We start from the raw sequence: 12,715 nt of genomic DNA on the forward strand, positions 1-12,715 counted from the left end.
ACAATATTAAATAATTATAACTTAAAACTTAATGTCATGAAAAAATTAATCTTAGCAGTAGCAATCTTAGCAGGTGTTTCAACTTATGCAACAGTAAACAATACTATTTCCCCTATTACTCCAGTTCATACAGTTGTAGATGGATTCCAAGAAATCTCTTTAGACAAGTTACCAGCAACATTAGTAAACTCTATTAAGGAAAGCTTCCCTAAAGCTAACTTAAGTAAAGCTTTTGTTAACGAAAAAGAGCAGTACAAATTAGAGATTAGTGTAAATAACACAACCAAAACTATTTATACTGACAAAGAAGGTAACTTATTAGACGAAAAAGAAGTTAACAATTCAAAAAAGTAATTTTTTTATTTCCCTCCTCAATTTTATTGACGAAAGAGCGTTTTCATGTAAAACGCTCTTTTTGTTTTTTACAAAGAGCTTATACTATACAAACAATTTAGAATAAACATTTTTTATGAAAAAGATTTTACTAATAGAGGATGATGTTACTTTTTCTAATATGTTAAAACATTTCTTAGAGCGACATCAATACACTGTAGAGGTTAGTTATACTATTAAAAATGCTTTCACTCTCTTAAAAAAACATTCCTATAATTTAATTTTTACTGATTTACGTCTTCCTGATGGAAATGGTATTGATTTATTGAAACAAAGTAAAAATACCGATAGTAAGATTCCTGTTGTTTTAATGACGAGTTATGCAGAAGTTTCAACAGCAGTACAGGCTATGAAACAAGGTGCTTTTGATTATATTTCTAAGCCTTTTAACCCTGATGAAGTTTTAGAAGTAATTAGTAATGCTCTTGAAGTTAAAGCTGAAAAAATTACTGAGACCAAAAAAGAAGACAAAAAAGTTTCGAATTCAAATTCTAATATTGTTTCTGGTATAAGTGCAGCTTCTAAAAGCCTATATGAACACATTCATTTAGTTGCTCCAACTGACATGTCTGTTCTCATTACAGGTGAAAGTGGTACAGGTAAGGAAGTTGTTGCTAGCACAATTCACACCCAAAGTTTACGTAAAGACAAACCATTTATTGCTGTAGATTGTGGAGCTATACCTAAAGAAATTGCTTCAAGTGAGTTCTTTGGACATCAAAAAGGATCTTTTACAGGAGCTATAAATGATAAAATAGGCCATTTTGAAGCAGCAAACGGAGGAACTCTTTTTTTAGACGAAGTTGGAAATTTGAACTATGAAAGTCAGGTACAATTATTACGTGCTTTGCAAGAAAGGAAGATTAAGCCTGTTGGAAGTAGTAAAGAAATTATGGTAGATATTCGTTTGATTACAGCGACCAATGAAGATTTATTATTAGCTGTTGAAAAAGGTAATTTTAGAGAAGATTTATACCATCGCTTAAATGAATTTTCTATAAAGGTTCCTAGTTTAAAAGATAGAAAAGATGATTTAATTTTATACGCTGATTTCTTCTTAGAAAAGGCTAACAAACAACTCAACAAATCAATTGCTGGATTTTCTCAGGAAGTCCTAGCTTTATTTCAACAATATAATTGGCCTGGAAACTTACGAGAATTATCTAATGTTATAAAAAGAGCTACACTTTTATCTCAAACTGAAATTATAGAAAAAGAAGTTTTACCTGAAGAGTTAAAAAACACTGAAGATCAATACAGTTTACCTAATGATTTTTCTACTAAAGAAAATGAAAAAAAACTTATTATTAGGGCTTTACATGAGGCTGGAAATAACAAAACTAAAGCTGCAAAACTTTTAAACATTACCAGAAAAACCCTGTATAATAAATTGAAAGAGTACAATATTAGTTAAGATAATTTTTTACTTCTTTTAAAAAGATTTTTAACTCTTTTTCAAAATCCCTCCATGAAGTTTTGTTTATCCCATCACTAACCTCAAATTCTTCTAAAAAAGCGATTAATTTAGTCGCTTTTAGTTGCTTTGACATTCCCAACATTTTGTGACTAACATTATTGAATCCCTGCAAATCATTCTCTTTAACATATTTCTTTAATAACAATAAATTCTCTTCTGTATCTTTTAAAAAGGATTCTAAAGTTTTATTTATCTCTACCTCATCATTATTAAAAAATGTTTTCAAGGTAGTAATATCAAAACTATTTGTTTTCTTGTTATCAATGTAACTATTGATTACATCATTATCTTGGATTTTAAAATCAAAAAATTGTTGTAAAATTTCTTTTAATCTTTTAGAATGAAAAGGTTTAATTAACGCATCTGAAAAGCCGTTTTTAATATATTCACTTTCTGATAAATTCGCCCTTCCAGTCATTGCTACGATGGGCTGACCTTTATAGGAATTATGCTTCTTTAAAGTCTCCATAAAATGGATACCATTCATTTTAGGAAGCTGAATATCAGTCAAAACCAAATCATAAGCAACATTATCTATTTCATTCAGTGCTTCTTGCGCATTACTAAAAGAAGATACTGTAACTCCAAATCCTTTTAAAACATTCTTTAACAATGATCTCAAAGAAGTATCATCTTCAACCACTACTGCATGAATGTTGAGCATCTCTTTTTGATAATTTGCTTCATATTCTTTTGGTTTTTCTTCAGCAAAAGTAACAGGTACAAACAATGAAAATCTACTTCCTTTCCCTATGCTACTTTGCAAAGTCAAGGATCCTCCCAAAAGCTCAGCTAATCTTCTAGAAATAGTTAAACCTAAACCAAATCCATTTTGACCATTCTCTTTTTCGTGCACTTGTGTAAATTCTTTAAACACTTTTTCTTGTTTGTCTTTACCTATTCCTACTCCAGTATCAATTACAGCAATTTCTACATAACTCTTTTCTTTTACTGTTCTTAATTTACTTTGCATTGTTATTGAACCTTCTTTTGTAAACTTACAGGCATTGGTTACTAAATTATATAGTATTTGTTTTATTCTAAAAGGATCACTAACAATTAATGAGTTTATTTTTTCATCATGTTTCACATTTACTAAAACGGGCTTGTTTTGAACAAGATTTTTAGCACTATTTACCACTTCTTCTATATTTCTCTTTAAATCAAAAGGAATAGCCTCAATAGTTATTTTACCGTTTTCTAATTTGGAAAACTCTAAAAGGTCACCTACAAGCTGTCCCATGTAAACCGATGCATTTTGTATGTGCACTACATAGTTTTTCTCCTTAGTATTAGCTATAGATTTTTGCAACAACTCACTAAAGCCAGTAATTGTACTTAGCGGAGTCCTCAAATCGTGACTAACCATAGATATTAACTGCTCTCTACTTTTTAAAAGCGACGAGGTAATTTCATTCGCACTTTCTAATTCTTGCCTATAATGCTGACTTCTCCAGAAATCATTTAAAATTATTATTGAGAAAAGTACGATGATAACAAAACCAACTCCCGTAGCTAAAAGAATTATATTCTTGCTACGCCCAAGCGTTTCTTCATGTTTTTTATGAGCTTGATTTGCATTGAAAATAACGTCTCTTTCAAGCACACTTAAAACCTCCCGTAATTTTCTTGATATTGTGATATCGTTTTCTATTAACTCCCTTTCTTTTATTCGCAAAAACCTCCGCTTAATAGTTGTTTCTCTTTGAGCTTTTTGAAGTATTTCTTTAGAAGCTGAAACTAAAGAATCTATTTGTTTTTGCTCTTCAGCATTAACGGGTTTTTCTTCATCTTCTCTATCAAATAATTTTAAGTACCTTTCTAAACTTAACCCTGTTTTTTTACTAAAAACTTCAGGGTTATCAACAAGATCTTTTACCGAACCTTTTCCAAGTAGTGAGTCTATAGAACCTAGTTTGTCTATGGCTTCATTGATAGATTTTTCGGAAGCATTTCTTTGGTTTAATCTCCTTAGACTTGTTATGTTTTTTCGTTTTTTATTTAAAACTAACTTAACACTATCTAAAATTGTTTTTTTTGATACATCTTTCGCTAAGAAGTTAATTGAATCAATCTTTTTTAGTAACAATTTATTTTCCGTTACATACTCATTATATCGTTTATAAGAATTCAACTGAATAGCAGCTCTTCCTAGGTTTTCATTTTCATATATATCAGCAATTAAACCTCCTGTTTGTATAATATTATTTCTATCGGAAACACCTTGTTTTTGTATTTCTATATATGTTTTAATTTCAGAGAACAACAAAATTCCTGAAACAACTGCTAAAACCGCCAAAGTGGCGTAACCTATTAAAACCTTAAATGCTATTTTATGTTTAGATGTCTTCATTAAGTAACACGTAACCTTAATTTCTCTTTTGTACAAAACGACAATACTTAGTCTTTGTTGCTTTATAATTCATATATTAAACACACTGTATAATACTAATACAAAACATAGGCTTATTACTCTTATTATTTTCTATAAAGACCCTTTAACAATGAAAGATAGTTTGTATTTTTGATGTCTATAAAATCATGTCAAAATGAGAAAAATTCAAATGGTTGACTTACAAAGTCAATATCAAAAAATAAAAGATACAGTTGATACCTCAATTCAAGAAATTCTAAATTCTTCAGCATATATTAACGGACCGTACGTTCATGAATTTCAAGCTGATTTAGAAAATTATCTAGGCATTAAGCATGTAATTCCATGTGCTAATGGTACTGATGCTTTACAGATAGCCATGATGGGCTTAGGTTTAGAGCAAGGTGATGAAGTAATTACTGCTGACTTTACATTTGCTGCAACAGTTGAAGTAATTGGTTTATTAAAATTAACACCTGTTTTAGTTGATGTTGAACCAGATACTTTTAATATTGACATTGAAGCTTTAAAAAAGGCAATTACTCCTAAAACAAAAGCTATTGTTCCTGTGCATTTATTTGGCCAGTGTGCAAATATGGAAGCTGTTTTAGAAATTGCTAAAGAACACAACTTATTTGTAATAGAAGATAATGCCCAAGCCATTGGAGCAGATTATACTTTTTCTAACGGAACAAAGAAGAAAGCAGGAACTATGGGTGATGTTGGTACTACCTCTTTCTTCCCTTCTAAAAACTTAGGTTGCTATGGTGATGGTGGTGCTATCTTTACCAATAATGATGAATTAGCACATACGCTTCGCGGAATGGTTAATCACGGAATGTACAAACGCTACTACCATGATGTAGTTGGAGTAAATTCTCGTTTAGATTCTATTCAAGCAGCTGTATTAAAAGCTAAGTTACCTTTATTAGACAGTTATTGTGATGCTCGTAGAAAAGCTGCTGAATATTATTCAAACGCATTTGCTAACAACCCAAATATTATCACACCAACTATTAGTGATTTTACTACGCATGTTTTCCATCAATATACATTAAGAATTACTAACGGAAAACGTAATGAACTACATCAACATTTATTAGATAACGGAATTCCTAATGCTATTTATTACCCAGTTCCGTTACATGCTCAAAAAGCATATAAAGATGATAGATATAATGAAGATGACTTTACAGTAACTAACCAATTGATTGATGAAGTCATTTCATTACCAATGCATACCGAATTAGATGAAGAACAATTAGCATTTATTACTAAAACTATAAATGATTTTATTCAATAATTTGGACTGAAACCTTATGGATCAAAAAATTAAAACTTTAAAAATTATCCACCTTGCCTTAGTTGCCGGTATTACTCTTGCTTTTACCATTTTAGGTAATTTTAAGATTATGTTCGACATGGTGATTGATAATTCTTCTTTATTCTATGCTTTTATTCCTGCAATAGCTTATGTTGCTAGTAACTTTATGTTTAAAAACATGTTAAGCAAAATCCAAAAAGATGCTAGTAATGAGGAGAAATTTGCTATTTACCAAACTGCTTCTATAGTAAGATGGGCTATTATTGAAGGTGCTTGTTTTTTGATTTTAATTTTAAAACCAGACTTTTTGCTGCTAGGAGTAATCTTATTAATTTATTTAATTCTCTTAGCTCCAAAAAAAGCACAAATATTCAAAATACTAGATATTAGAAACTAGTCGTTTCTTACAAAAAAAAACATTAAAATCACTCATTTTTGATTATTTTTAATCAATTTTGAGTGATTTTTTATTCATTTCTGTTAAAATCAGCTTTTTTACATTTCTAATTTGTGAATTGTTTACACTTCCTATTATCATATTCTTAAAATAGTACACTTCAAATTTAAGAACACATATTTATTAGCTGATTTTTAATGTTTTAACGTTTATTAATTGACATCACGCTTTAAGCTTTTTAGTTTTGTACCCTAATTAAATGATACTAGAATAATGAAATTGATTAAAATTAAAAGAGAAACACGTTTAGAAAAACGATTTTCAAGAAAAATGGGTAAACTTCATACTAATGTTACCTACATTAAAAAAATGTTTTTAAATATTATACCGCTTGAAACGGTACACAAATACAGAGAAACCTATTATGGTGAAGTTAAAGATTGTGAAGACTGTGTTTTAGCTAAATAATAACTTTCTTTTTCACAAAAACAAAAATCCCGTTCCAAAGGAACGGGATTTTTCTATACTATATTTTGTTTTTACTATTTATGCTAAAGAAGCACCACTAGCAGCTACACTTCTATCAATTTTACGCATTAATCCTTGTAATACTTTACCAGGACCAACTTCAACAAACTCAGCACCACCATCAGCAATCATTGCTTGCACACATTGCGTCCATCTTACTGGAGCTGTTAATTGTGCTATCAAATTTTCTTTAATTTCAGCAGGATTTGTTACTGCTTTTGCTACCACATTTTGGTATACTGGGCAAATAGGTTCGTTAAAAGTAGTTTCTTCAATAGCTGCTGCTAATTCTTCACGAGCTGGCTCCATCATTGGTGAATGAAATGCTCCTCCTACTGGTAAAAGTAACGCTCTCTTCGCACCTTTTTCTTTTAATACTTCACAAGCTTTTTCAACTGCTTCAACTTCACCAGAAATTACTAATTGCCCTGGGCAGTTATAATTTGCTGCTACCACTACTCCATCAATCGAAGCACAAACTTCTTCAACTACAGCATCTTCTAATCCTAACACAGCTGCCATAGTAGATGGTTGAATTTCACATGCTTTTTGCATTGCTAAAGCACGTTTAGAAACTAATTTTAATCCGTCTTCAAAAGACAATACACCATTAGCTACTAATGCTGATAATTCTCCTAAAGAGTGACCTGCAACCATTTCTGGTTTAAAATCATCTCCTAAAACTTTTGCTAAAATTACTGAATGTAAAAAGATAGCAGGTTGCGTTACTTTAGTTTGTTTTAATTCTTCAGCAGTACCTTCAAACATTACGTCGGTAATACTAAAACCTAATATATTATTTGCTTTTTCAAAAAGTTCTTGAGCTAATGGAGAGTTTTCATATAAATCTAACCCCATTCCTGTAAATTGTGCTCCTTGACCTGGAAAAATATACGCTTTCATTTGTTTGTTTTGTTGTTTATTTAACCTTGCAAACATACAACTTTTAAAATTACTATCTTCGTTTTATGACTGTACAACAAAAATCTAAAGCACAACTTATTTACCTAGTTTTAGCTTCGTTATTTATAGCCTCTCTTGTAACTTCAAACCTAATTTTTCAGAAGTTTTTTTATTGGGAACCTCTTAATTTATTTCGTTTTGAAGTATCTGTTGGAATACTTCCTTATCCTATTACTTTTTTAATTACTGATATTCTTTCTGAAATTTATGGTAAAAAAAAAGCCAATCAAGTTGTTGTAGCAGGTATTTTTGCTTCCTTTTTTTCAATGTTAATTATTTTAGTAGCTGATTACGCTCCTGCAATTGATAACTCCCCTATAGGAAATGAAACTTTTACAAAGGTTTTTGGGCTTTCTCCTTTAGCAGTATTAGCTTCTATGTTAGCTTACTTAGCTGCTCAGTTTATAGATATTCGTATTTTTCATTTTTGGAAAAGGCTAACTAAAGGAAAGCATTTATGGCTTCGAAATAACTTTTCTACCTTTTTGTCACAATTTATAGATACTTTTACCGTATTATTTTTATTGAGTTCTTTTAAAATACTTCCTTGGAGTATTTTTGGTAGCCTTTTACTTAGCGGTTTTTTATTCAAAGTCATAATAGCAGCTCTGGACACTCCTATTTTGTATGCTGTTGTATATTGGTTTAGAAAAAAGTTCGGCTTAAAAATGGGAGAAGAAATCACAGAATTTTAACCTGACACTACTTATGTTAAACAAGTTTTTTTATAGAATTTTTAAAGAACATTTTTCACTTTCAGAGACACTTTCTAGTTATCTGAATTTATTCGCAAACTTAATTGTGTTTGGAATTTTAGGCTACATCCTATTCAAAATTTTTAGGTATTTTGGTAAAAGAACGATGAATAAAATGGCTGCAAAAACATCAACTAGTTTTGATGATATGCTTATTAAAAACAAAACATTTTTAAACCTTTCTAGAATTGTTATTCTTACAATTGTTTTTAATTTTTTAAAAGACCTTTTAGTTGATTTTCCTCACTTGTTTAATTACGCTGAACGTATTGTTACTATTGCCATTATTTTTGCTATTGTTTGGTTTATACGTAGTATTTTACTGAGCATTAAAGATTTTCTTCGCACCACAAATGCTTTCAAAGACAAACCCTTAGAAAGCTATGTGCAAATCTTTATGGTAATGTTGTGGTTAATTGCTGCTATTTTATCTTTTTCTGTACTAACGGGCAAACCTTTAATTAGATTTTTAACTGCTTTAGGAGCTTTTTCAGCTGTATTATTATTAATTTTTAAGGACACCATTCTTGGTTTTGTATCAAGTATTCAGGTGGCGGTAAATGATACTGTTAGAATTGGAGATTGGATTACCATGGAAAAATATGGTGCCGATGGTGATGTAGTTGAAATTAATCTTACTTCAGTAATTATTAGAAATTTTGACAATACAATATCCAGTATTCCTACTTACTATTTAACCTCTGATTCTTTTAAGAACTGGAGAACAATGAACACCTCAGGTGGTAGACGTATAAAGCGATCAATTTTAATTAAAATAAATAGCATCCACTTTCTTACCGATGAAGATATTGAACGTTTTAAAAAGATTGAATTAATTTCTGATTACATAGAAGAAAGTAGTAAAGAGGTTAAAAAATATAATGAAGAAAATAACGTAGATAAATCGGTTATTCTAAATGGTAGAAACCTTACCAATTTTGGATCTTTCAGAATTTATTTAGATAAATACATTGAGAATCACCCCAAAATTAATCAAGACATGTTATTAATGTCTCGTCAGTTAGAGCCAACTCCTAATGGAATTCCGCTAGAGATTTATGCGTTTAGTAGAGAAAAAAATTGGGTAGATTATGAACGTGTTATGGCGAACATTTTTGATCATATTTTGGCTTCTGTAAAATATTTTGATTTGGAAGTTTTTCAAAATCCATCAAGTATTGATGTCAATAACTTGAAAGAAATACAAAAGAGTGAATAATAATACAGGTACATCTTTATGGCAAATAGCCATCCAAAAATTTAAACGTAGTAAAACAGGTATATTTAGTTTTTGGTATATTGTTTTATGCGGATTTATTGCTGTTTTTTGCTATGTTTTAGCTCCTGATAACAGTAACTCTGCCAATCAAATGCATTTAGAAATTCACTCGAAACCTCCTGGATTTTCTGTTCAACTATTAAGTATTCCTTCAGAAGTAAAAAATCAACAATCTTGGTTTTCTGTTTTTATGAAGGGAAAACAAAATTCATCAACAGAAATACCTATAAAATCATTTTCTGTTAAAAATAATCAGTTAGAAGTTATTAAATACTCCGATGGTTTACCAAAAGAGTTTCCCTCTTCCTACGAAAAGTACATTCAGCAAAAAACGTTTTATTTAGGAACTGATAAATATGGTCGTGACTTATTAAGCAGGTTATTAATTGGGGCTAGAATTTCATTTTTTATTGGGTTTATAGCTGTATTTATTTCACTTTTAATAGGAATTCCTATTGGCGCTATTGCAGGCTATTTTGGTGGAAAAATTGATGATTTTATTATGTGGATTATCAATATCACTTGGTCTATTCCAACACTTTTACTAGTAATAGCTATTACATTGGCTTTAGGAAAAGGTTTTTGGCAGGTTTTTATTGCTGTAGGTCTAACTATGTGGGTAGAAGTTGCCCGTGTAGTGCGTGGTCAAGTAATTACTACTAAGCAGCAGCAATATGTAGAAGCTGCCAAAGCTTTAGGTTTTTCTGATTTTAGAATTATTTTCAAACATATTTTACCTAATATTTTAGCTCCTATCATTGTAATTTCCGCCGCAAATTTTGCAGCTGCTATTTTAATTGAAAGTGGACTGAGTTTTTTAGGTATTGGAGCCCAACCTCCTACTCCTTCTTGGGGTGCTATGATTAAAAATCATTATAATTATATCATTTTAGGCAAACCATTTTTAGCATTGATTCCTGGATTAGCAATTATGAGTTTAGTAATGGCTTTTATGTTAATTGGAAATACACTTCGTGATGCTTTGGATGTGAAAGCATAAAATTTGTAAATTCGCTTTCTTAAATTTTTTTGATATGAGTTTTAGTGTTGAGTTTAAAACACGATGGGCAGATTTTGATGCCAATATACACATGCGCCATACCGCATATAATGACTATGCTGCTGAATTACGTTTGCGTTTTTTTAAAGAGCATAATGTAACTGTTCAAGATTTCACAAAAGAAAACGTTGGTCCTATTTTATTTGAAGAGAATACTAAGTTTTTACGTGAAATACACATGGGAGAAGACATAACTGTTAACTTAAAGGTTACTGGTTTATCTGGAAAAGGTGAACGTTGGAAAATTCAACATGAAGTTTTTAATCAAGCAGGTAAACTCTCTGCAATTATAACTGTTTATGGTGCTTGGTTAGATTTAGTTAAGCGTAAATTAACAGTACCTCCTATTAAGTTTCAAGAAATTTTTAATGAAGTTGAAAAAACTGAAGATTTTAAAGAAATTGTATTAAGTAATTAAATGAGTACTTCAAGGAAAATAAAAGTTGTTATTACCATTGTTGCTTTGCTTGTTGGTTATTGGTTACAACAGAAAGAAGAAGCTAATAGTTCTTCTCAATCTACAACAGAAACAACTAGCAATAAAACTAATAACTTCAATTACTTTCCTACCTCAACAACTGGAGTCATTATAAAACATAATGGCTACCAGTTATCATATAGCGAAAAACACGAACAAGCCGAATGGGTTGCTTACCCTTTAGATAAAAGTGATATTGTTTATACCAATCGTAAACGTCCGTTTTTTATTATAGATCCTAAGGTTAAAACAAAATCTGCGGATTGGAGAAATTATAAAAGGTCTGGTTATGACAAAGGACACTTATGTCCTGCTGGTGATAGACGTGCCTCTAAAAGTGCTCATGATGAAACTTTTTACACCTCTAACATTTCTCCGCAAAACCATGAATTTAACGCTGGTATTTGGAATAAACTAGAACAAAAAACTCGTTATTGGGCAAAAAAGTATAATCACTTGTATGTTGTTACTGGTGGTATTTTAGAACCTAATTTGAAAACTATAGGAAAGGAAAAAGTAAGTGTTCCTAATTATTTTTATAAGGTTTTACTAGATTATACTCAGCCTGAAATTAAAGCCATCGCTTTTTTACTTCCACATAAGGAAAGCAACAAACCTCTATCTGATTTTGTGGTTTCTATTGATGAATTAGAACAAAAAACAGGTATTGATTTCTTCCCTGAATTACCTGATAATATTGAAAATCAACTAGAGGCTTCTGCTAATTATAAAAATTGGAGTTTTAGGTAACAATTCTATAATACTCCTTTTAGTACCTACGTTTTTTCTCAAAAACATACGATAGAACAACTCCATGACTATTTCCTAACACTGAATCGCTAAACGCAGCATTGTAGAAATACACAAACTTTAAGTTTTTTAGAGCATAAATACCTGCCATAAAATTAATTGAAGAGCTACTTCGATAACCAGTACCTATTTCGATTTTGTTTTTATAGTTAACTGCAACATTTGCATCAATCTGCATAGGCGCTCCACCTTCATACTTTAAGAAAACACTAGGCTTAATCATTACTTCCTCAAATCTATTGGTAAAAAAACGATACCCAAAATAACCATAAACAGGATTTGATATATCTAAATCATCTCTTGATGCTAGTTTATCTCCTAAAAGGTTTGGTAGTGAAATTCCTGCATAAAAATCTGCATGATTGTACAAAAACCCAACCCCAACAGTTGGCACAGTTACATTCATATTTTCTGAAAACTCTATATCATCAGTAATTCCTAGCTCTAATAGATTTTCATGAAACTGCTGTACTCCTGCTGTTAGTCCAAACGATATTACATGTTCATTATAATGCTGCCAATAAGGTCTATCAATCTCAGTATCAAAAAATATTTTATACGAATATGCAGCATATGCATTTGTATAAGTGCTCACACCTATTTTGTCTCTTACAATAGCCCCACCTATTCCCATTTTCTTCCTAGCTATAGGAGAATGAAAACTTAATGATAATGTTCTGGGACTTCCTTCAATACTATTTATATAACCGTAATTGCTAAGTGTAATTTCTGCTCCATCTGACATTCCTGTATAAGCCGAATTTATAATAAACGGATTATAATTATACTCTGGATACAAAGCCGTCTGTTGTCCCCAATTATTCTGAAATACCATCATAAAAATAAATAGTAAAATATAGTTCCTTATCTCTTTCAT

General features: G+C 30.5%; 13 protein-coding genes. 10 read left to right on the top strand and 3 right to left on the bottom strand.

What is annotated here, in order from left to right:
• Window positions 1–36 precede the first annotated feature (36 nt).
• Together C8N27_RS12845 and C8N27_RS12850 are read left to right on the top strand one after the other, a co-directional pair.
• Complete coding sequence (locus C8N27_RS12845; RefSeq protein ID WP_099215567.1) at window positions 37–354, top strand: hypothetical protein; 318 nt, start codon at window positions 37–39, stop codon at window positions 352–354.
• A gap of 115 nt (window positions 355–469) precedes the next feature.
• Window positions 470–1,807 (top strand): sigma-54-dependent transcriptional regulator, encoded by a 1,338-nt coding sequence (locus C8N27_RS12850; protein WP_121147810.1) that lies wholly within the window; start codon window positions 470–472, stop codon window positions 1,805–1,807.
• On the opposite strand, the gene C8N27_RS12855 is transcribed toward C8N27_RS12850, so the two are convergent.
• The gene (locus C8N27_RS12855) at window positions 1,800–4,223 is read right to left on the bottom strand and encodes an ATP-binding response regulator (protein ID WP_121147814.1); all 2,424 of its coding nucleotides are present in this window, start codon (window positions 4,221–4,223) and stop codon (window positions 1,800–1,802) included. The two genes, C8N27_RS12850 and C8N27_RS12855, sit on opposite strands and share 8 nt — an antisense overlap.
• Window positions 4,224–4,419: 196 nt before the next feature.
• Here C8N27_RS12855 and C8N27_RS12860 point away from each other — a divergent pair, with 196 nt between their 5' ends.
• The 3 genes from C8N27_RS12860 (at window position 4,420) to C8N27_RS12870 (ending at window position 6,433) form a co-directional block, all read left to right on the top strand.
• The gene (locus C8N27_RS12860; RefSeq protein ID WP_121147816.1) at window positions 4,420–5,547 is read left to right on the top strand and encodes a DegT/DnrJ/EryC1/StrS family aminotransferase; all 1,128 of its coding nucleotides are present in this window, start codon (window positions 4,420–4,422) and stop codon (window positions 5,545–5,547) included.
• Between the two features lie 16 nt (window positions 5,548–5,563).
• Window positions 5,564–5,965: a hypothetical protein gene (locus C8N27_RS12865; protein ID WP_028891266.1), complete on the top strand. Its 402-nt coding sequence runs from the start codon at window positions 5,564–5,566 to the stop codon at window positions 5,963–5,965.
• Between the two features lie 273 nt (window positions 5,966–6,238).
• The gene (locus C8N27_RS12870) at window positions 6,239–6,433 is read left to right on the top strand and encodes a hypothetical protein (protein ID WP_028891267.1); all 195 of its coding nucleotides are present in this window, start codon (window positions 6,239–6,241) and stop codon (window positions 6,431–6,433) included.
• Between the two features lie 78 nt (window positions 6,434–6,511).
• Here C8N27_RS12870 and fabD read toward each other — a convergent pair whose 3' ends face one another.
• The gene (gene fabD / locus C8N27_RS12875) at window positions 6,512–7,396 is read right to left on the bottom strand and encodes an ACP S-malonyltransferase (RefSeq protein WP_047790801.1); all 885 of its coding nucleotides are present in this window, start codon (window positions 7,394–7,396) and stop codon (window positions 6,512–6,514) included.
• Between the two features lie 65 nt (window positions 7,397–7,461).
• On the opposite strand from fabD, the gene C8N27_RS12880 reads away from it, so the two are divergent.
• The 5 genes from C8N27_RS12880 to C8N27_RS12900 are packed head-to-tail and all read left to right on the top strand — an operon-like array spanning window position 7,462 to window position 11,778.
• Window positions 7,462–8,151 (top strand): queuosine precursor transporter, encoded by a 690-nt coding sequence (locus tag C8N27_RS12880; protein WP_121147818.1) that lies wholly within the window; start codon window positions 7,462–7,464, stop codon window positions 8,149–8,151.
• Between the two features lie 13 nt (window positions 8,152–8,164).
• Window positions 8,165–9,430, top strand: coding sequence for a mechanosensitive ion channel family protein (locus tag C8N27_RS12885; RefSeq protein WP_099215574.1), 1,266 nt, complete (start codon window positions 8,165–8,167; stop codon window positions 9,428–9,430).
• A complete protein-coding gene (locus C8N27_RS12890) occupies window positions 9,423–10,490 on the top strand; it encodes an ABC transporter permease (RefSeq protein WP_121147820.1) in 1,068 nt (355 codons plus the stop codon). Before C8N27_RS12885 ends, C8N27_RS12890 begins: the two co-directional genes overlap by 8 nt.
• 34 nt (window positions 10,491–10,524) lie before the next feature.
• Window positions 10,525–10,968, top strand: a complete 444-nt coding sequence (locus C8N27_RS12895; protein ID WP_099215576.1) for an acyl-CoA thioesterase — start codon at window positions 10,525–10,527, stop codon at window positions 10,966–10,968.
• On the top strand, window positions 10,969–11,778 hold the full coding sequence (locus C8N27_RS12900; protein ID WP_099215577.1) for a DNA/RNA non-specific endonuclease: 810 nt from the start codon (window positions 10,969–10,971) through the stop codon (window positions 11,776–11,778).
• A gap of 19 nt (window positions 11,779–11,797) precedes the next feature.
• On the opposite strand, the gene C8N27_RS12905 is transcribed toward C8N27_RS12900, so the two are convergent.
• Window positions 11,798–12,715, bottom strand: a complete 918-nt coding sequence (locus C8N27_RS12905) for a PorP/SprF family type IX secretion system membrane protein (protein ID WP_121147823.1) — start codon at window positions 12,713–12,715, stop codon at window positions 11,798–11,800.

Origin of the sequence: Tenacibaculum discolor (assembly GCF_003664185.1) — a bacterium.
GTDB lineage: Bacteria > Bacteroidota > Bacteroidia > Flavobacteriales > Flavobacteriaceae > Polaribacter > Polaribacter discolor.

What these genes read in the sequence shown, in the direction of transcription:
- C8N27_RS12865 (WP_028891266.1), top strand. Translation starts at nt 5,564, where the DNA reads ATGGATCAAAAAATTAAAACTTTAAAAATTATCCACCTTGCCTTAGTT.
- C8N27_RS12900 (WP_099215577.1), top strand. Translation starts at nt 10,969, where the DNA reads ATGAGTACTTCAAGGAAAATAAAAGTTGTTATTACCATTGTTGCTTTG.
- C8N27_RS12885 (WP_099215574.1), top strand. Translation starts at nt 8,165, where the DNA reads ATGTTAAACAAGTTTTTTTATAGAATTTTTAAAGAACATTTTTCACTT.
- C8N27_RS12870 (WP_028891267.1), top strand. Translation starts at nt 6,239, where the DNA reads ATGAAATTGATTAAAATTAAAAGAGAAACACGTTTAGAAAAACGATTT.
- fabD (WP_047790801.1), bottom strand. Translation starts at nt 7,396, where the DNA reads ATGAAAGCGTATATTTTTCCAGGTCAAGGAGCACAATTTACAGGAATG.
- C8N27_RS12880 (WP_121147818.1), top strand. Translation starts at nt 7,462, where the DNA reads ATGACTGTACAACAAAAATCTAAAGCACAACTTATTTACCTAGTTTTA.
- C8N27_RS12905 (WP_121147823.1), bottom strand. Translation starts at nt 12,715, where the DNA reads ATGAAAGAGATAAGGAACTATATTTTACTATTTATTTTTATGATGGTA.
- C8N27_RS12850 (WP_121147810.1), top strand. Translation starts at nt 470, where the DNA reads ATGAAAAAGATTTTACTAATAGAGGATGATGTTACTTTTTCTAATATG.
- C8N27_RS12855 (WP_121147814.1), bottom strand. Translation starts at nt 4,223, where the DNA reads ATGAAGACATCTAAACATAAAATAGCATTTAAGGTTTTAATAGGTTAC.
- C8N27_RS12845 (WP_099215567.1), top strand. Translation starts at nt 37, where the DNA reads ATGAAAAAATTAATCTTAGCAGTAGCAATCTTAGCAGGTGTTTCAACT.
- C8N27_RS12895 (WP_099215576.1), top strand. Translation starts at nt 10,525, where the DNA reads ATGAGTTTTAGTGTTGAGTTTAAAACACGATGGGCAGATTTTGATGCC.
- C8N27_RS12860 (WP_121147816.1), top strand. Translation starts at nt 4,420, where the DNA reads ATGAGAAAAATTCAAATGGTTGACTTACAAAGTCAATATCAAAAAATA.